General features: G+C 45.8%; 17 protein-coding genes and 1 tRNA gene. 5 read left to right on the top strand and 13 right to left on the bottom strand.

Annotated features, from left to right (window positions below; translation table 11 throughout):
• Positions 1–24: 24 nt before the first annotated feature.
• Positions 25–690 (top strand): DUF3221 domain-containing protein, encoded by a 666-nt coding sequence (locus EKN16_RS03500; RefSeq protein WP_125653726.1) that lies wholly within the window; start codon positions 25–27, stop codon positions 688–690.
• A 117-nt stretch (positions 691–807) separates the two neighbouring features.
• Here the strand turns inward: EKN16_RS03500 and EKN16_RS03495 are convergent, their stop codons facing one another.
• The 3 genes from EKN16_RS03495 to EKN16_RS03485 form a co-directional block, all read right to left on the bottom strand.
• On the bottom strand, positions 808–1,032 hold the full coding sequence (locus EKN16_RS03495; protein ID WP_125653725.1) for a hypothetical protein: 225 nt from the start codon (positions 1,030–1,032) through the stop codon (positions 808–810).
• A gap of 114 nt (positions 1,033–1,146) precedes the next feature.
• Positions 1,147–1,467 carry a hypothetical protein gene (locus tag EKN16_RS03490; protein WP_125653724.1) on the bottom strand — a complete coding sequence of 107 codons (321 nt, stop codon included), beginning with the start codon at positions 1,465–1,467 and terminating at the stop codon, positions 1,147–1,149.
• 92 nt (positions 1,468–1,559) lie between these two features.
• A complete protein-coding gene (locus EKN16_RS03485; RefSeq protein WP_125653723.1) occupies positions 1,560–2,129 on the bottom strand; it encodes a xanthine phosphoribosyltransferase in 570 nt (189 codons plus the stop codon).
• Between the two features lie 238 nt (positions 2,130–2,367).
• Here EKN16_RS03485 and EKN16_RS03480 point away from each other — a divergent pair, with 238 nt between their 5' ends.
• Complete coding sequence (locus tag EKN16_RS03480; protein ID WP_125653722.1) at positions 2,368–3,069, top strand: hypothetical protein; 702 nt, start codon at positions 2,368–2,370, stop codon at positions 3,067–3,069.
• 268 nt (positions 3,070–3,337) lie between these two features.
• Positions 3,338–4,384, top strand: coding sequence for a YkvI family membrane protein (locus EKN16_RS03475; protein ID WP_125653721.1), 1,047 nt, complete (start codon positions 3,338–3,340; stop codon positions 4,382–4,384).
• Positions 4,385–4,798: 414 nt separating this feature from the next.
• Here the strand turns inward: EKN16_RS03475 and EKN16_RS03470 are convergent, their stop codons facing one another.
• From EKN16_RS03470 to EKN16_RS03460, 3 genes are read right to left on the bottom strand one after another with little or no spacing between them, the layout of a single operon-like run.
• Positions 4,799–8,305 (bottom strand): AAA family ATPase, encoded by a 3,507-nt coding sequence (locus EKN16_RS03470; RefSeq protein ID WP_164522656.1) that lies wholly within the window; start codon positions 8,303–8,305, stop codon positions 4,799–4,801.
• Positions 8,302–9,645, bottom strand: coding sequence for a metallophosphoesterase family protein (locus EKN16_RS03465; protein ID WP_125653719.1), 1,344 nt, complete (start codon positions 9,643–9,645; stop codon positions 8,302–8,304). The genes EKN16_RS03470 and EKN16_RS03465 overlap by 4 nt, the downstream gene beginning before the upstream one ends.
• Positions 9,646–9,660: 15 nt before the next feature.
• The gene (locus EKN16_RS03460; RefSeq protein WP_125653718.1) at positions 9,661–10,803 is read right to left on the bottom strand and encodes a glycosyltransferase family 4 protein; all 1,143 of its coding nucleotides are present in this window, start codon (positions 10,801–10,803) and stop codon (positions 9,661–9,663) included.
• Between the two features lie 284 nt (positions 10,804–11,087).
• Here EKN16_RS03460 and EKN16_RS03455 point away from each other — a divergent pair, with 284 nt between their 5' ends.
• Together EKN16_RS03455 and EKN16_RS03450 are read left to right on the top strand one after the other, a co-directional pair.
• The gene (locus tag EKN16_RS03455) at positions 11,088–12,290 is read left to right on the top strand and encodes a GGDEF domain-containing protein (protein ID WP_125653717.1); all 1,203 of its coding nucleotides are present in this window, start codon (positions 11,088–11,090) and stop codon (positions 12,288–12,290) included.
• Between the two features lie 112 nt (positions 12,291–12,402).
• Complete coding sequence (locus tag EKN16_RS03450; protein ID WP_125653716.1) at positions 12,403–13,659, top strand: stalk domain-containing protein; 1,257 nt, start codon at positions 12,403–12,405, stop codon at positions 13,657–13,659.
• A gap of 68 nt (positions 13,660–13,727) precedes the next feature.
• Here EKN16_RS03450 and EKN16_RS03445 read toward each other — a convergent pair whose 3' ends face one another.
• The 7 genes from EKN16_RS03445 to EKN16_RS03415 form a co-directional block, all read right to left on the bottom strand.
• Positions 13,728–15,191, bottom strand: a complete 1,464-nt coding sequence (locus EKN16_RS03445; protein ID WP_125653715.1) for an RCC1 domain-containing protein — start codon at positions 15,189–15,191, stop codon at positions 13,728–13,730.
• A 146-nt stretch (positions 15,192–15,337) separates the two neighbouring features.
• A complete protein-coding gene (locus EKN16_RS03440; protein WP_125653714.1) occupies positions 15,338–16,147 on the bottom strand; it encodes a PhzF family phenazine biosynthesis protein in 810 nt (269 codons plus the stop codon).
• 97 nt (positions 16,148–16,244) lie between these two features.
• A tRNA-Leu gene (locus EKN16_RS03435) sits at positions 16,245–16,324 on the bottom strand.
• Positions 16,325–16,439: 115 nt separating this feature from the next.
• The gene (locus EKN16_RS03430) at positions 16,440–16,826 is read right to left on the bottom strand and encodes a hypothetical protein (RefSeq protein ID WP_125653713.1); all 387 of its coding nucleotides are present in this window, start codon (positions 16,824–16,826) and stop codon (positions 16,440–16,442) included.
• Between the two features lie 37 nt (positions 16,827–16,863).
• A complete protein-coding gene (locus tag EKN16_RS03425; RefSeq protein ID WP_125653712.1) occupies positions 16,864–17,805 on the bottom strand; it encodes a DMT family transporter in 942 nt (313 codons plus the stop codon).
• 67 nt (positions 17,806–17,872) lie between these two features.
• Complete coding sequence (locus tag EKN16_RS03420) at positions 17,873–18,325, bottom strand: GyrI-like domain-containing protein (RefSeq protein WP_125653711.1); 453 nt, start codon at positions 18,323–18,325, stop codon at positions 17,873–17,875.
• Between the two features lie 134 nt (positions 18,326–18,459).
• Entirely contained in the window at positions 18,460–19,032 is a 573-nt protein-coding gene (locus EKN16_RS03415; RefSeq protein WP_232016188.1) for a GNAT family N-acetyltransferase, read from the bottom strand.
• Between the last annotated feature and the right edge of the window lie 49 nt (positions 19,033–19,081).

Here is a 19,081-nt window from a genome sequence, read left to right as displayed (position 1 = left end):
ATATAATGTGGAGGCGTTGCTCAATTGTTCTCTCCAACAGCATCAAAGAAATTAATAAGTGTTGGTTTACTGACGACAGCTCTTACGGGCTGCGGCAGTATGGCTCCAATTAATAATATTGAACCCGCTCCTTTTGTACAATCTGCTGACACAGATTTCACTAATTCACCTTCGGCTGCCAAACGATTTCATAATTCATTCGAAGATATGCAGGAGTTGCTTACTTCATTCGGCGTGAAGCAGATGTTGTCTTCATTGGATGAGAGCAAAGATACAGTCCAGATCCAAATTAGAAGAATGAAAGATCACCGAACCTCTTTAAACGAGTCGGATCTTGCGAAGCTTAGACAAGCGATCTTTGACAAAGTTGGGCAGCCCTTCAATCTGAATATAACACAGTTCGAGATAGGTGATAATCCAAGTAATATCGGACATATCCAGCAAATCAATGATAACTCCCTATTAATTGAAGATGATACTAAGCTTAATGGTGGAAAGAAAGACATGCCTGAACGTATGCTATATACAATCGATTCAGATACCAATATAACGAAAGAAGGCTCAAGCGATTTATTATCCATACATGATTTCAAAGTGGGACAGCATGTTAAGATTTGGAATGAGGGGTTCATTCTCGAGAGCTATCCAGGTCAGACTTCAGCTCTGGATGTTATCATTTTGCCCGAATGAAGTACTAATCTTGGTTAAGATATCTCAAATTTTCCATCCTTTCCATACAAAAATCCTACAATCAATCAGATTGTAGGATTCTGTGCTGCAATCATTGAAGAAACAAACACGTCAACTTTATAATATTTCCCCGACTACATTCGTCCTAGGTTCCGAGGCAGGCTCGTACACGTAGCTTCTGCTCAGCTTCAAGACCTTCCGACTTACTTTACGAATAACAACACTTTCGTCATCCCAAGCAACAACGATACCGATGACGTCATTCTTCTCAATGCCATCACGAACCACTCGTATTCGCGTACCTTCAACCCGATATAAGTCCAACTGCTCTTCCGAAATCACTGAACATCCACCTCAACTTTCTCCTAGCACAACGTGATTTATATAAAAGTAAAAGACCCCAATGACGCAGCCTGCGGCACCATTGAGGTCCAATAATACGTGTATGATACAGATTTAGCTAACGTGTTCCTTAGAATCATTGGTTTCGTACCATTCATCCAGTACGCGTGATGACATAACTCGACTCGTAATATACTCGCTTTGCTTTTCTGTGAATTGAGGCTTCCAGTCCATCTCAAGCTCTTCGGACAATTTGACGATCGTTAACAGCTCCGACCATGCAACATAGCGTTTGTACCAAAAGAATTGCGGATGTTCGATCATATAGGGATACAAGTCATCAAACTCGGTATGCTTGCAGTCCAGTGCTCTCTCAAAATGATTCTTGGCGTCGGACAACTTGGTTAATAGAAATTCCGCAGAAATATTACCCATGTTCTTTATGCCTCCCCTCGGTCACTTATGAACAGTATAAGTTAAAATGCGCGCTTCGGAAAGATGCTGTTTATGGAATTTGTAAATTCCTCTTACTCAAACTCAATTTTGCCGCCCTTAAGAGAGGAAATTTTGACCAAAGATTCCACTTGAATGCCCTGTTCACGAATCGTTCTTGCTCCTGCTTGGAAGGATTTCTCAACAACAATGCCAAGTCCCGCAAGCGATGCACCTGAACGTTCAATAATTTTGATAAGTCCGCGAGCCGCATCCCCATTAGCTATGATATCATCTATGAATAAGACGTTATCTTCTGTAGTAAGAAATTGACGAGAGACCATAATATCCGTAACGATTCCTTTTGTAAAAGATGGTACACGTTCACATAACGCATCCTGATCCGCGATCAAGGTCTTTTTGCGTCTTGCAAATAATAAGGGAACACCTAGTGCTAATGCCGTTGCAAAAGCAACCGGAATACCGGACGATTCAATAGTGATAACTTTCGTTATTGCATGTTCAGCATACAATCGAGCAAATTCTTTACCCATTTCCATTGTAAGCAGTGGATCGACCTGGTGATTAAGCAAGGCATCCAGCTTCAGAACATCATTGTTAGTAACCGAAGCCTCACGCAGAATGCGTTCTTTTAATAGTTCCATACGCTTTCCCTCCACCGTTAACCTTTTCCGTTTAACGTACCATATTTAAGAGCAATTTCGCAACCTGACGCATCAAAAACCTGCGATCTTGTAGAATGAACATGCAACTTATTCCCAAAATTTTCGTCTAAATGGTTGTATATGTTTAATAAGATAATGATTTGCTCTATATCGCTTCATAAGCTTAGTCAATCAACCTTTTGGAGGTGCTATCTGCTTGATTTCGAATTCTACTCCTATGTCAGTACGCCTAGCTCTAATTGCCGTTCTTTCTCTAACCCTCTCCGGGTGTCAGATTTCCCTGCCCTATGCAAAAGAAACAGTCAAGACCACTAAGAAGCCGGATTCAGGTAACGCAGTCGCTGTATCTAATCATGTTAGCGATAGTCCTCAGAAATCATTCAATAATAAGGATAGCAGCGGAGAAGTACCATTCGTTAATGCGGTTGCTAACGAGACCAAACCAAATGCTTCTGATGCTCAAACCGAATCTACAACAGCCTCAGGTAAATCAGCCTCTTCTTCGACTGCAAAGGAAGAGAAGAAATGGGACCCTAAAGCACCGCGACTGCATGGTATCGCTATAGGGGACACCAAGGCAAGTATTGATAAGTTGGGTAAAGCCACCGATACGTATACGTTGGAAGATGAGGATGAAACACTTACGATCAATGAATATGATACTTTTTCGGTGGGTTTTGGAAAAAACAAAAAGGTCAAGTTCGTTGAAGTATTTGATCGCAAGGCAGTCACCGACTTAAATGGACTGCGCGTGGGCGATAACGAAAGCGCGGCGGTCAAAGCACTGGGAAAACCAGACACCCACACAACAAGTGTTCTCGCCTACAAAGCAAAGGGCTCCATGCTTAAGTTGGATCTGGATCCAGATCATAACGATATTATTTCAATTAAGTTATTCCTGAATACAGAGAAAGCATAATCATCTAGAAAATGATTGGTTTGCGAGATTGGTAGGCCACACAGCATTCAGTAGACATACATAATAAAATGAAAGTTATTTAGAGCAGCTATTCCTTTATTGGAATGCTGCTTTTTGATTAGACATAAAAACCTTAAAAATAGTCATGCCTGTCCCTGTTTGGACATACCTTGGTAAAGAAACATGGGTAACGCTGTTCGTTAGATGCGGACGGAGGAATTATTCATACCCCTATCTAGGTATGTGAGCGAAAGGCAGGATGGACGTCATGTGGAGAAGATTAGGTAAAATTTTGCAAATCGCATTTACTTATATGGGAACTGTTGTAGGTGCCGGATTTGCTACGGGACAAGAAATCTTGCAATTCTTCACCCGCTTTGGTTACTGGGGCGCCTTGACCATCCTTCTATCGACGGTGATGTTTGTTTGGTTGGGTGCAAAAATGATGCTAATCGCAAGCGACATCAAAGCTAAATCCTACGAAGATGTGAACAAGGTGCTGTTCGGCAATCAAATGGGTCAGTGGGTCAGCCACTTCATGCTCATCGTGCTGTTCGGCGTTACTGCGGTTATGCTGGCTGGCGCCGGTTCTATTTTTTATGAAAATTGGAACATCTCCTACCAGTCCGGCTTACTTCTGACAATCGTCGGCTGTTTCTTCCTGCTTCGCAAAGGTATGAATGCAATTCTAACGGTTAATTCCATCGTCGTTCCCGTCATGCTTTTCTTCACGGTACTGATCATTATCGATACGATAAAAACACCTGGCGCAAGCCGGTGGCTGCTTCTCACCAGCGATTATTCTCCTTTTGCAGCATGGGCTTCGCCTTTCTTATATGCTGCTTTCAACCTCTCCATGTCACAAGCGGTTCTAGTTCCGCTCGGTGCAGAAATGCGAGATCGCAAAACGATCGTTTATGGGGCCTGGATTGGCGGGATCGGAATCGGATTCATGCTGCTTGCTGGACATGTCGCATTATCGGTCTACATGCCTGGTATCCAACAATTTGCAATCCCGATGGGCGGCATCGCTAGGCAGCTCGGCAGCAGTGTGCAGTGGTTGTATATCTTCCTCATTTTTGCCGAAATATTCACAACGCTAATTGCAGACGTGTATGGATTAACGCTCCAGCTGCAAGAGAGGATAAAAATATCTCGGACGGCACTGACGATAGGTGTACTTACTGCCTGTTACTTTGCCAGCCAAATCGGTTTTGGAAAGCTGCTTGCTACCTTATATCCGTTATTCGGTCTATTCAGCCTCGGTTGGCTTATTCTGCTAATGTGGCAGCGCCCTCCTCTTGGAGGACGCTGATTTGTGGATGCAGCAAAATAGGCAGAGGAATTACTTGCGGGAGTTACGGCTCAACACTAAATAAGTGTTTGATAAATTTGAAGCATGGTGCGTAGAAGCATTGTGCGTAGAAGCCCGCTTCGCGGACGGATCATTCTTACGATCGCTGTTGTCTCCCTATTTCTTGATTCTATCCCTTAGGGGGAGAAATAAGGAGACAAAGGCGAACGCTATCGCTTCTTCAGAACGATTCCGTCCGCTTCGCTAGGTACTTCGTGATGGCAAGCACTGATTATGATTTAGTGCCGTAATTACTAATGACAATTACTAGAGACAATTACTAGAGACAATTACTAGTGACAATAGCTAGCGACAATTACTTGCGAAAATTACTTGCGAAAATAGCTCATTTGCTGCTTTCAAATTGAACTCTCTTTAGGAGAGCTGGACAAGCTTTGCAGTTGGCAGCTTGTCCACCATGAGATCACGCACATGATCGTGGCAGGTGAGCAAGATAATTTGCCTTCGTTCTGAAAGTTCCTGAACGACATGAACCGCTGCTTCAAGCCGTTTGCGGTCGAAGTTAACGAATAAATCATCCAGAATCATCGGTAAATCTGCTGAAGCCGCAGCTTCATCCGCTAAAGCAAATCGCATGGCCAAATAAAGCTGCTCCGCCGTTCCTCGACTCAGAAATTGGCTGTCCACAACACGTCCATCCGCTAATTCAACCTGGATCGTCTGTTCACCTTCAGGTACGAATATACGTCTATATTTATCCTCCGAAAGTATCGCCATGAAACGCGAGGCTTCCCTTAATACAGCGGGCTGCCGCTGCTCTTCCATTATTCTTTTCGTACGTTTAATCATCGTCATACTTGTAGAGAGCCTCGTATATCGCTTAATAAGTTGTTCCAGTCCCGCCAACGCTTGTTCACGTTCCACAATTAATCGTTGTCTATCACGATCTCGCAGCAGCAGCTCCATTCGCTCACGCTGGCGTCCACTATGTTCAAGCAGCACGCTTTTATGTTTCTCAGCGTTCACAAGTTCGGCTTCCGCTTCTGCTTTCATGACATCCAATTGCTGTGAATCTGACGATGAATACCAAGCCTCTATCGTCGTCCGCTGCATCGTTGACAGCCCCGCTTTAAACTCCGCATCCAGCTTGTAGAGCTCACTTTCAATTTCATGAAGTCTCTCTGATTGTGTCAAAGCCTCCAACCAATGTAATTCACTTGTCACTTCTGCAGTTGAGAACCATTGCTGCTGTTGTTTCATCAATCGTTCGATCGTGATGATAAGCTCCGCTAACAACAGTTCTTGCTCCGCAAGCTTCTCATTGTACTCATCCATTCGTTTGCTATTGTCGGTATGCTGCTGCGCTTCGTTAGACAGGAGTCTCAAGAAAGCGGACGAATCGCCGGACATTTTACGAGCCAATTCTGGAAAAGCATCCGCTAATCCTTGCACTGCTGCATCGAAGGCTTCAAGCTGCGCATCAATGGTTCCCAGTTTTACTGTAATGCGGTCTCTAGCTTGGAATCGCAGCATTATCTGCTCAGCTAAATCTAATGTTTCCATTGCCGCTTCAGGCGATAGAGTCAGTGGGAGTGACCTTACGCTCAACCAATCCTGCCAGTCTGCAGTGCGTTTACCCGCATGATTGACTGCAGATTCTAGCAACGTTCGCTGCGCATGCTCCTGTTCAGATAACCGAGCATGCCTACGCGCAAGCTCCTGTCTACGAAGAGCGGTCTGCTCGTAACCGCGAAGTTCATCCAGTCTCGCGTCGATTGAAGCACGTAACCGTTCCAGCAGCACCGCCGCGCTCGGTGAATCAGTAGCTTCCGAGCGGGTAGAGAATCGCCGCTCAGTTTGTTGAGGCCGAGCGGCTTCAGATGATAAGGCTAGCACGCCATCAGAAGCGGCTGCCGCTTCCTGCGCGTATGCGCGAGCTGCCACGAAAGACTCCTCGCGGCTTTCGGAGGCAAAGCCGGGAACTGGGCTGCCGGGATTATTGCCTTGTCCGGCAGCCTTGGGGGTTAGCAGCGCCGCTAGAGTCGCTTCCGGCTCGCGCACAAGCGTGCCGAGGGCGGCCGCGACGCGGCGCTCTGCGGCGACTAGCCGTGCTTGCGCGGCAGCGGAAGCCGCCTGCGAAGCAGCCGCGGCGGCGCCTGCCCGCGGCGCGGCGCTGCTGCGCTGGCGGGCGCCGCGGGCATAGCCGCGGCTAGCGGCCTGCCGCGCGGCTGCGCCCGCGCTAGCGCCATGCGGCGCAGGCGCTGCGGCCCGCGCAGCGCGGCGCTGCCGCAGCAGCCGCAGCAGCGCCGGCGCGGCAAGTGCCGCCGCTGCCGCGCTGGCGGCAACCGTGGCCGTGTGCCATCCGGCCACGCCACAAACAACCGCTGCCGCCGCTGCGATTGCGGCAGCTGCCCACAACAAAACATCGCTGCGACTCGCATAGCTCTCGCTCGTATACGACTCCTCCTCCGCAGCTCCCTCATGCTCCGCTCGTAGCTGCTCCAGCTCAAGCTCTCTCCAAGCAGCCTCGAATATACGGGCTGCATGACGAAGAGTATCCGGCGTTGCCGGCACCAAATCGAACGGATTATTCCCCGCAAAAGCAACCTTATTTAAGCGATCCCCATGCTCACTATCCATTTGCAGCTCTGCAGCTTCCCGGACCTGCTCACGCAATGTCATAAGCTCTGCTTCCGCCCGACTTCGTGTTCGTTCAGATTCCGTCATCGCTTCCCGACTTGATCGAATCGCTTCTCGATCCGCGATGGTAACACTCAATGAACGTACATGCGATTCCGTCCAACCTGGAGCTATGCGGCTTAACAAACGTTCTATAGCATCTCCATGCTCACGCTGCTCAGCCGCCAGCTCTCGGCGTTCAAGTCGAAGAGCATTCCTATTCTCCGCGGATAATAACAGAGCATCAATTTCATCCTTGCGCGCAATCAAATGGCTGTCAAAGGAACATAAATCCCGCTCCTGTTCCAACCGAGTGATCACAAGCTTGGAGCGTCCAATCTCCCCCTGTACACGGTCACATTCAGCCCTTAAAGACTCCCACCGATTCCTAGCATCCACTGGCAGCTTTGACGTCAGCTCCAGCGCCTCAACTTCCTGCTCATAAACCAATCGTTTCAACCAAAGCGGCCTCATTGCGCATGCCCGCGACAGCAAGGACGCATGCTCACGCAAATTGGGAAGCAGCTTATCGATATCTGTAAGCTGCCCTTCGGTCAGAGCAAGCTCTTCGGTTAATTGATTGAATACCACAATACCATCATCTAACTGTCTTAGCTGAGCTTCTATTTGTTCCAATGTTTTGATTAGCTTGTTTATTTGTTGATTGCTTCCTCGGGGACGAAACAATTCGTCAAGCTGCGTGCTCAGCTGCTTCTCCGTCGAAGCGATCGAAGCTCCGCCGCTCCAGCCAGCATGATACAGCTGCTTACCGAGCTCATCTCCCTCAAGCATTCCAATGGCCTGCAGCTCAGAGAGCGTGATAGCGAATAACTGCCGAAAAACTCGTTCATTCACACCACCAAGAAATTGACGCTCCCATACAGCTTGAGTTACGATCTGCTGGTACGCTCCTTCATCATCAATGCTGCCTTCATCTCGATCCTCTATACGACGAATCGTCACTTTTGTCGGTGTACTTGCGTATCGTTCGAGTACAAAGGAATGATCTGATTCATCACGAAAAAAAAGCCGACCGCCATGCCGACCTCCCGCAACTGGCTCCAGCCGTTCCGTTAGCTTTGCTCTAGTAGCAAAGCCATATAACATCGTTCGGATAAAAGCGAGTGTCGTGCTTTTGCCTGCTTCATTGGGACCATAAATAATGGTGACAGGAGCATCAAGGCTGCATGAAAAGTCATGCAGTTTGCCAAAGCCGTCTACATGTAATCCAGACCATCTCACGTTGTATGACCTCCTCGCTGGATTCCCGATTCACGGCCTGATAATAGCTCCGATTCATCTACAAGCAGAGCTGCGGCAAGCTCTCTTGCCTGCTGAAGCAGCTCTAGTGAATCCTCTTCCATTTGTTCACGAATGAACTTTCTCAGTCGAGCATTCGTCATCAGCGGTGCCATTGCTTCTTCGAGTAATTCGATCCGCGCTTCTTCATCCACTTCCAGCAGAATGCTTCCACGAACCAACTCTCCAGTGAAGCTATCCTCATTCGCCAATACGTCCAGATCAAGCTCCGTACCCGTACTAGCTTCTATAGCATAGATCCAGCACCAATTCGTTCCTTCAGAGACGGATTGCCAATTATGATCACCGAATTGCACCCTCATACCTTCCATGAACTCTTGTAGAAAAATCGCATCTAATAGAGAACGATGCAGCAATCCGCGGCCAGAAAGATGCAGCTTCAGCATAATGGGGCGACCGTCGCTTGCAAGCTGAGTCTCTTTGATCGCCAGCTCCACAGCATCATATAACGCTTGCTCCGTAGACAATCCCTCTATATTAACATTCACAATCTCCCACCTGACCACATCGAGAGGAGCAAACGTCATTATTGTTTCCTTCGAGTCACTGACATCCACGATATAACAGCCCTTTGCTCCTATTTCCCGAGCATGTCTGCCTTGCGTATTACCAGCATACGCAACATGCGGGTACGTATGAAGGATGCTGCGAGTATGGATATGCCCTAGTGCCCAATAATCAAATCCAGCTCCAACTAACTCCGATAGTGTGCACGGTGCATAGGGATCATGCTCTGCCGAACCGTCAACATTCCCATGCAGCAAAGCAATCTGGTACAAGCCCTCCGAATTCGGCTTATAAGAAGCAGCAAGATTATGTGTAACTGCCCGTGCACCATAAGACATCCCGTATATGTAAGCTGCTAATTGTCCGTCTTTTCGATAAGCTGGCATACTTTCCATCCGCTCTGAACCAAAGGTAACGACCGAATCCGGCCAGTTCAAATTCGCTCTATTACCTGCCAAATGATCATGATTCCCGTGAATAACGAAGAGCTGCACACCATGGGTGTGCAGCTTTTGCCATTCTCTTTGCAGTGCAAGCTGGGCACGCAAGGAGCGATCAGCGGAATCATAAAGATCTCCAGCGATCACTACAAAATCAACCTCAGCTGTAATAGCGGTTTGAACCAGATTATGAACCGCTTCGAAGGTCGAAGACATCAGTGCATTTTGCACATAGGAAGGGGCTTCAGCAAGTCCTCGAAATGGGCTATCTACATGCAAATCGGCCGCATGGATGAAACGAAACGAAACACTCATTTCACTTCCTCCTTCCTACTCCATCGTCTCAGTCTGTGGATTAATTTCCAAATACACCTGCTTGAGCTGTGCGATTACACGCTGCAGAGAATAAACCTTCTTCGCCTTATTCCAGGCTGCACGCGCCAAGTTATAGCGGAAAATCGGGTCGCTAATCACTTTTTCCAAGGCATTTGCCAAAGCGATAGGATCCTCTGGCGGTACTAATAATCCGTTATTGCCATCATCGATTTGCTCTGCGATCCCGCCGACGTCAGTTCCAATTAAAGCAAGCCAGCATAGCGCTGCTTCCGCGAAAACCGACCCGAACGCCTCTGCCCGAGATGGGAGTACAAACACATCAAAGAAAGGCATGAATTCTTCCGGATGAAGCATATAGCCATAAAAAATAATATCATCGTATAAATTCAATTGCAGAGCAAGCTGTTCCAGCTCAGGACGAATCGGCCCATCTCCAATAATATGAAGAACAAAAGCCTGTCCGCGAGCTTTAAGCTCCGCACAAGCATGCAGCAGGATATCTAGACCCTTTGCAGGTACGAGGCGGCAAACTGTAATCAGCTGAACAACCTCATTCTCATGGGAAATCGGCTTGAAACGCTTCTCATCGAAACCATTCGGAATAATCTGAATCGCTTCAGGTCTCTTTACATAAGGGGTCATGTATTGACGGAAGGATTCTGATGCTGTGATTATCCGATCCATTTTCAATTCAAGCTCGCCATAGATAGAGGTAAGAAACCGATGCTCCTCACTGCCTTCAACGATTTTTCCATTCAATATCAATTCCCGTTCATAGCTGGAATGAATCGTCATGACTATTGGAGTATCCGGATATAATTGCTTCATCACAAGCGCAGAGATCGGATGATGGGCGTGAATTAAGTCATAGGACTTACTCATACGCAGCTTCGTCCACCACACATAGTCCCGATAGGTTTGCAAATATTTATCAATCGTTGGATTTCCTTCATATACACTCACATCAAAGGTATCAAAATGAACGGCTTCCTGACCTTTGCTGCGAACTCGCCTGGGCAAAGAGAATAATTCTGTCGGCCATCCATTCTTATTGAATCGTTCTTGTATATAAGGAACCATAGAGGACACGCCACCTGGCTGTTCCGGCGGAAAAAACAAAGCTTGTAAAATATTCAATGAACTTGCCCTCCTAAGCGTTTCTTTAGAAACGCACTTCGTAAGCGTAATCCTCAACGTTTCTGTATGAAACGCACTTCGTAAGCATAATCTAAGCGTTTCTTTAGAAACGCACTTCGTAAGCGTAATCTAAGCGTATCTATGAAACGCATCTCGTAAGCATAACTTCTTTCTCGACCTACCAAATTATGATATACTAGAACATATGTTTCTGTAAAGTTGCGCTATCCTTTGTTCCGATAGTAGTTGTAAACAGCATAAATATCATCTTAGGTGGTTGAATCATGACGATTGTTCAATGGCTCGCCGGTTCTACCGGCCAAATTTTCGCTTCCGCATGTGTAATGACGATTCTGGTGCTTATGCTCTTCATGGCTGTTCGACTTTACAAAAGCTATCGTCGTAACAAAACGCATCGCTTACTTATTTTCACCTTGCCCATCGTACTCTTTCAGAATGGTGCGCTCATTATCCTGACTTTCCCAAGTATGTCCCATTCACCTTATCTATACCTTATTCATTCGTTCACAGGACTGCTTTCGTTTATTATTATAAACTTTGTCTTCATGAAGTTATATACACAACCGACCACAAGATTAAAAGGGATGCCTTTCCTACTTATGTTCATCGGGCTTGTGCTCATAACCGCGGCTCAAATTGCTTATCAACCAGACATGTTGAACCATCCCGTTGGTCAAGAAGGCCTTGAGCTGTTAGCCATTGATTTCTATGGACTCGTACTCAATTTCGCCATTCTGCTCAACCTGCGAGGAATCGATCAGCGATTTAGCTATTCAGCAAGCTTAATTGTTTATTTTGTTTATCAGCTCTCTCGCCTTTCGGACAATTACGTCTTTCATGGTAAAATTCCGATGCTTGTCGTTCTCAGTCATTTACTGCCAGTCGTTTATTATACGCTGCTCTTCTTACTCTTGTTCGAATGGGTGATTGAACGTCTGCTTCTCACTTTCCAATCTTCCATAACCGATGGCCTAACCAGCCTTTACAATCGGCGTCACTTCAATAAAAAAGCAGAGCAGCTGCTCCGCCAAACGAAACGAATTGCCATCATATTCTGCGATATCGATAATTTCAAGAAACTGAATGATACCCAAGGCCATCATAAAGCTGACGGCGTGCTTAAGCAAGTTGCCGATATTATTAAAGAGGAGACTGCTGGAATCGGTGCAGCAGGAAGATATGGAGGCGAAGAGCTTCTTGGTCTCGTCGCAGCTCCCGGCATTAAAGCTGAGGTGGTTGCCGAAGCCATACGCAGCCGTGTGGAGAAAGAAACGATGGTTACGATTAGTGTTGGCGTAAGTATTTCTACCGAAGGCAGCCCTGTTGATGAAGTCGTCAAGCAAGCAGATGAAATGATGTACAAATCCAAGACGTCCGGCAAAAACAAAGTAACTCTCCATCCTTCCATGCAGCGCAGTCGTTCACGTGCTTCGGAAGAAGCAGCTAAACAAAAAGTTCAAGCTTAAAGCTGTAACCTCCCAATATTATACTGCTTCTCCTATTTATTAGGCTTGTCTATCTAAACCTGATATACTATCTTAATAGTTTAATATGAGATAGATTAGGAGTGAATTTAGCATGCTAGCTAAAATTAGATCGTCCATATTGGTTACTAGTTCCGCTCTCATTCTCTTTTCCGGGGTTCCTAGCCTATCGGCTGCTCCAATTACTGCTAAGCCGATTACCATCATGCTGGATGGCTTTCCTTTACCATTTCCCGCTGCCCCCTTTGCTACGAAAGGTACGACAATGGTGCCTTTCCGTGCTATAGCAGAAGCCTTGAATATTAATGTGGTCTGGACAGAGAAGACTCAGTCTGTTACTGCAACAAAATCCACAAACGGACAACAAATAAAGGTGATCCTTCATAGGAATGACAAGCATGCATCAGTGAATGGACAGGATAAGCTCCTAACCGTTGCTCCCGTTGCTAAGGATGGTTCGATATTCGTACCTTTGAGCTTTTTCAGCAGTCAATTTGGTGCTGCAGTCAGCTGGAATGGTGCCGCTCAGACGGTTACGATTACATCACCCGTGGAAGCCATGTATACCGAGGCCTTCTACGCTATTTCTTCATTTAAGGAATTAAGCTATGTTAAGAACTTCAATTCCGTTTCGTTTGGATGGACTCGGATTGATGATACTGGGAATTTGACGTTAACCGGCAAAGACTTTTACTGGCCGCAAGCGGCAGGAAGTACCACACCTGAATCCATCATTCAGGATGCATCCACTGCTGGCAGTAACCCTCAGTTAATGGCAGTTGCGACCGATGGCAAGGGCGAGTTAACTAAACTCCTCCTAGATACTTCACTTCAAAAGAATGTGATCACTCAGCTCGTCAAGCTTGCTGTCGATAATCAATTCAGCGGGATCACGCTGGATTTTGAAGGACTCGGACTAACTGGTGACTTGTCCGCTATCCAACAATCTTATAACGAATTTGTCCATCAGCTCGCTATCAGCGCACAGGCATCTAATCTTACGCTAACGCTTGCTCTTCATCCATTGAATGGCTCTTACCGCGGTTATGATTATAAGAAGCTGGCTTCTTACGCCAACGAAATCATTATTATGGCCTATGATTATTCGTATGAATCAGGACCTGAACCGCTCAAACAAGTCGATGAAGCTATTCAACTTGCATTAAAGACAGTGCCGAAGAACAAGCTTGTTCTTGGTATCTCCATGGGCAGCGAGAATTCACAGTCTATTAATAGCAAGATCGGTCTTGCTAAACGCTACTCACTCAAAGGCATTGCAATCTGGCGTCTAGGCCTCATCAGTACAGAAGTTATGAATCAAATACAAAAGACAATAACGATGAAAGCATAACTAAAGAAGACTGCCGAATCGTACCGGCAGCCCCAGACTCCCTGTGAAGGGGGTCTTTTCTTTTGTAATTAGATATCCAGCGCGATGTTCAGCTCACATGCTGCCGAATCCCAGGTTAAGTGGAATCCGAGCAACCGCCAAAATGAGGAAGTGACCAGAATCGCTCCCGAAGTTCCACTAATCATATCCTTTGTGATTGATACTCGATTACCATTGATCAGAATGTAAGGTTCAGGATCATTAATATGAAAAGTAATTTCCTTATCCTCTAATTGAAGCGTATAAGCATAATAACCATCGACCACAGCAACCGTTACGTCACCGCCAAAGGCTCTAGCCACATCTTTAAGCGGGGTTAAGATCGTATGATCCTCTCTCATCATCGCAGGAAACATCGATTTTAAAGGTTCTCCATTCACCTTCATCGTAATCGCATCTCGCATTAATGCTGGTCGATATACCATCCCCTCAGGAGTTCCAGGGTTATTGCCCGTTTCAAACCATTTATCAGCTCCCCAGCCCCATACACGTCCTAAGGAATCAATAGCAAGATTATGATATGACCCAGCGGCAATCGTTGTCACTTTTGAAATCCCTGATACTTTACCCTCTTTACCTGCAAACTGAAAGCCATAACTATAGATATCGCCCTTTTCCGTTAACAATAACGAATAATTCAAGCCACCTCTAATCTCTTTTAATTTCAGCTCTGGATGGAATTTCTTAGGTTGCTTTGTAACTGTAAGCTGAGTTGTTTTCAGATCAGATTGCAAGGAATAACCGAGTTCCCAACTCCAAGCTTGTCCCTTCCTGTCTATCCCATGTGAGGTAGCTACCTGCACCATTGGTGGTAATCCTTTTATCATTGTAGGCTTAGTTAACTTTAATTTCCCGTCTGTAGTTGCCGCATTCCAATACCAAACCTTACCGTCCTGCGTTATCGCATAGGCGGTCTCTCCGTTTGCTATTACTAACTTCGTAACATCCTTGAGGCCTGGTACAATAATTGGATTGATTGCGATTACTTGGCTATCCTGATTTCGAGCCCATTCAAGAACAGATCCGTCCTCACGCAAGGCGATTCCGATTGAACTGCCCGCAGCCACTGAAACAATTCCCGTTAATCCAGGAATTTGCCTAGGTAGAATACCATGCTTAACCGAATCGGTTGCTCTTCCCCATTCCCACACCGTTCCATCTGCCTTCACAGCCAGCTGGTAGCCATTATTATTCGTTGCAATGACTTGAATATGATCTAATCCGAGCAAGCGCACAGGAGCTGTTATAGCGCCTACCGACATCTGTTCTTGTAGGCCTAGCTCCGAATACAAATTACGCCCCCAAGTCCAGACTGAGCCATCCTCCCTGAGCCCCACAGAGTAAAATTCACCCGCTTCAACCTTAATAAACGACGTTGATCTTTGAACATTACCTTCAGCTTGTGCCGTTGATATTGGTATGTACATGAGCGATAGCAACGAGAGTAGAGTTAGCAGTTTACTACGCAATACGACGGTAAGAGCAGATGACATACACAATAACCTCCTGATATTTTGTGAAAGCCTTCGCCTGCTTATGTCCGATGCAGCTACTCTTCACTCAGGCTTGCTATTAATGACGTAGAATATATGTAAAATGTTACCACCCTTTACTCACCTTTTTACTTTCATGAAACGAATTACTTACCTACAAAATTCCCTATTAATACGGTCACCGCATTACCAGTCATGAATACCCGATCGCCCTCCACACGAAGAATAAGCTCGCCACCTCGCGAAGATGCTTGATAAGCAAGCAGCTCATTCTTACGCAAACGGCGCTGCCAATATGGAGCTAACGCACAATGTGCAGAACCCGTCACAGGGTCCTCATTAACTCCTGAAGCAGGAAAGAATGCACGAGATACAAAGTCAATCGCTGTATTAGATCCAGTCGCACAACGACTCGTCACGATAATCCCTCTAGATGGGACTTGAGCTAGAAGAGAGAAATCTGGCTTCAAAGTCCTAACTGTTCTTTCACTGTCGACTTCTACAAGAAAATCCATGCGATTACGTCCAACAAAACGCGGGATAAGTCCAAGCCCATGTAACAGCTCATCAGGAGCAGCAGTTTGTTCAACAGGTTCCGCTGGAAAATTAAGTGTTATAGCTCCACTTTCCGCTCGTTTTGCGGTTAACAGACCACTATGCGTATGAAATTCAATACGTTCAGTCTCATGAATATGACCATTAGTCCATAAAAAGTGAGCACTTGCAAGCGTCGCATGTCCACATAAATCGACTTCTGTCGTTGGAGTAAACCAACGCAAATAATAACTCCCATCTTCCCGAGCGAGCAAAAATGCCGTCTCTGACAAATTCATCTCCTCAGCGACCTGCTGCATCCATAGCTCATTTGGTTCATGCTCCAATAGGCATACAGCTGCTGGATTTCCTTTAAACGGACCAGATGCAAAAGCATCAATTATAGCAATAGGTATAGACATATAAGTTCCTCCTAAATATCTGACTGTGAAAAAGTTCGAAATCACAAACAAAAGCCCTCAAGATCAATGATCTGAGGGCTTTTGTCTGCAATTATGATGCGCGTAGAGGGACTTGAACCCCCACGGTCGCCCGCTAGATCCTAAGTCTAGTGCGTCTGCCAATTCCGCCATACGCGCGCATTTCAATTGGTGCTAAGCGTTTTGAGCTCGTGTAGATATAATAGCATTTATTTTTCATACTTGCAACTAATATTGCAAATTATTTTATTGGTAATAATTTACACGCATATTCTTACTTGTTTCTTCCTGCAAATAAGGAGAGGATAAGACCGAAAATGGCATGCCCACTTAACCATAAAAAAAGAGCCACGAAGTCTGATATGGAGGGTACTCTATCCGAGACGAGCGTAAGTGGGATCCAGGTACAGGCAGATACCAAACCAAGGAAAAGTCCAAAAAGAAAACGATGACCCCAACGTTGCACGATAAGAAGATAGATCATTCCGAGTGGAACAGAAACAGCAAGATGGAGAGCAAGCTCCATCGTTTCCGGCAAGTTCTTAGGCGTATACGGTATAAAATCGATATTCAACAACAACGTATACACTCGCTTATTCGTTTTAACCTGAAGATATTTGAGCACTGCTGCAAGAATGCTTCCAGCGACAAGTCCTGCCATAGCACCTCGAATAACAAGACTCGGCTGAATCCATGCATTAGTTCTTGGCAGCTTTCAACACTCCCTTGCTTCGATTCACAATAATAATGCCAAGACTAACGAGCAGCAAAGCTGCCAAGACAGCATAAGTTAACGACTCAGAGAGCAGAACTGCGGACTGAATAACGCCGAATACCGGTATAAGGAATAGGTACATCGATACGCTTCCAACCTGATTATACTTCATCACATTGTTCCACAGCATAAAGCCAAGAGCTGACACAATGGCTAAGTGCAGCAGCATAAGCCCCGCTTGCCAATCAAATTGAAAAGGAAATAATCCTGTTTTCCAGCTAGCAGCTGCACACAACACAAGACCCCCAAGCAGCATTTGATAGCCATTAATATAAGGAATACTGTATGATGCAGCAGCACGACGAGAGAGTAAATTCGCAATCGCATTGAATAAGGAAGCACAGATTAACAGCAGTTCTCCCATCGAGAACAGCGGTCCGCTTTCCCCTCCATGCTTAGATAGACCCAGAATCAATAGTCCCATGAACCCAACGATTAGCCCGACCCCAACAGTTCCGGATAATTTGTCATTCTTATAAAAGAAATGCGCGAGCAGAATTTGAAAGAATGATATCGTCCCTGCAATTACTGCTCCCACAACCCCGGAACTCATCGACAGCCCTGCATAGAAAAATGTATATTGCAGCACCGTTTGCAGTAAAGCAATCCATGCTACCTGGGTACCACTACCGCGCTGATAACGGATACTCTCTTTCCTTAGCGTCATGTAGATGAAGATGAGGATCCCAGCTAACGTGAACCGATAACCAGCAAACAAGAGCTGCTCGAACGTCTCCGCTTGGCCAATGTGTAAATGCAAGTAACTTAGTTTAATAAAAGGGTATGCACTACCCCATAGTAAAGTAGCAGCCACTGAAGCTGCGATAACGCCGAGAGGATGTGTGAAGAATCGTGCTGCTGTCATTAGATATCTGTTCTCCTTGTTACGTAAGCAGCATCATGAGTACTTTAATAATCGTGCGAGCTTACCGTTACTGTTCTAATATAGGAATGAGCAAGTCAACAGGCTCCTCTTCCAAGTGTTCATCCATATAAAAAATTTCGAGGGAAACCGCATTCTCGCGTTTTAGAAGCTTTTGCTCATTCATCCACGACGTCAGCTGTTCATAGCCCTCACCGATTCGCTTATTCGTACAAGTGACCATAGCATAAGTGCGTTCAGGAATAATGAATTGAACCATTCCTTTCGGAATGCTCTCCATATGAGCAACCTCGAAACAAGCCCAATACGTCGCAAAAACTTCATTCCCAAAATACGGGCTGTAAAGAAGCGAGGACTTCATCTCAACATTAAGCTCGTGTTTTCTGGCAAGGAATTCAGTTTGCAGCCGGATAGCTTCATCCGGAAACGTCGAGTACGGACCGCAATAGCTGATACCAACCAAATTAAAGGCTGGTTTCGTGATCAAAGTGCAATTATCCATCGCGAATGACCCCCTGATATGGTTTGTCGGACTGACTTGAAATGACTTGACCATTTTTAGTGTAACATGATCCACAAGTTGATAGGAAACTATTTCAGCCTCCTGTGGGAGAGTATTTGCTGGCGATGGTTTGTTTACTTCAAATGTTTTATCATATGAATATCTAGTGGCTCAAGCGTGAACAGCTCCTCGTCCGCTTCAGCCGTCCATTCACTGCCATGACTTTGATAAAACCTCACAGCAGATTCCGTCTCCGTAGAGGATATATATAAATAAGAAGCACCGCGCGCCTTTGCCTCTTCTTCCACCAGACGCATAAGCTGTGAGGCAATACCCTTGCGACGATGAGCTCGATTTACATACATCAGATCTACCTGAAGATGGTCCTTACAAACGCCGCACCACTTTGATCCGAGCACAGCAAACCCTACGAGTCGTTTCCCGTCAAAGGCCCCCCATGCCAAACCACCATTCGTTAGTTCATGCTGCATTCGCGTTATGAGTTGATAAAGCTGCTCATCATTCCACGACGGACATTCATGTCCTGCTTGAGCGGAGATTAATTGGCCTTCTGTTATTCGATAGACCTGTTCGATTTGTTCTGAACGGTCTACCTCAGCGATCTTGTGAGCTTCTTCAAGCAGCATCTCTCGATAAGTTATAAGCGTTTCTTGCAATTGGGCACCTTCTATCAATGTTGAATTCAAGCCCTGTTTAATTATCTATTGACCTTTACATCAATGTCAGGGATTATGA

It is taken from the genome of Paenibacillus baekrokdamisoli (assembly GCF_003945345.1).
GTDB classification, from domain to species: domain Bacteria; phylum Bacillota; class Bacilli; order Paenibacillales; family Paenibacillaceae; genus Paenibacillus_Z; species Paenibacillus_Z baekrokdamisoli.
Note: the sequence above shows the minus strand (reverse complement) of the source record. Positions and strands in the feature narration are given on the sequence as shown.

Coding starts and splice junctions, on each gene's coding strand:
- EKN16_RS03490 (WP_125653724.1), bottom strand. CDS start 1,467: ATGGGTAATATTTCTGCGGAATTTCTATTAACCAAGTTGTCCGACGCC.
- EKN16_RS03485 (WP_125653723.1), bottom strand. CDS start 2,129: ATGGAACTATTAAAAGAACGCATTCTGCGTGAGGCTTCGGTTACTAAC.
- EKN16_RS03480 (WP_125653722.1), top strand. CDS start 2,368: ATGTCAGTACGCCTAGCTCTAATTGCCGTTCTTTCTCTAACCCTCTCC.
- EKN16_RS03475 (WP_125653721.1), top strand. CDS start 3,338: ATGTGGAGAAGATTAGGTAAAATTTTGCAAATCGCATTTACTTATATG.
- EKN16_RS03465 (WP_125653719.1), bottom strand. CDS start 9,645: ATGAGTGTTTCGTTTCGTTTCATCCATGCGGCCGATTTGCATGTAGAT.
- EKN16_RS03455 (WP_125653717.1), top strand. CDS start 11,088: ATGACGATTGTTCAATGGCTCGCCGGTTCTACCGGCCAAATTTTCGCT.
- EKN16_RS03450 (WP_125653716.1), top strand. CDS start 12,403: ATGCTAGCTAAAATTAGATCGTCCATATTGGTTACTAGTTCCGCTCTC.
- EKN16_RS03445 (WP_125653715.1), bottom strand. CDS start 15,191: ATGTCATCTGCTCTTACCGTCGTATTGCGTAGTAAACTGCTAACTCTA.
- EKN16_RS03440 (WP_125653714.1), bottom strand. CDS start 16,147: ATGTCTATACCTATTGCTATAATTGATGCTTTTGCATCTGGTCCGTTT.
- EKN16_RS03430 (WP_125653713.1), bottom strand. CDS start 16,826: ATGGCAGGACTTGTCGCTGGAAGCATTCTTGCAGCAGTGCTCAAATAT.
- EKN16_RS03425 (WP_125653712.1), bottom strand. CDS start 17,805: ATGACAGCAGCACGATTCTTCACACATCCTCTCGGCGTTATCGCAGCT.
- EKN16_RS03420 (WP_125653711.1), bottom strand. CDS start 18,325: ATGGATAATTGCACTTTGATCACGAAACCAGCCTTTAATTTGGTTGGT.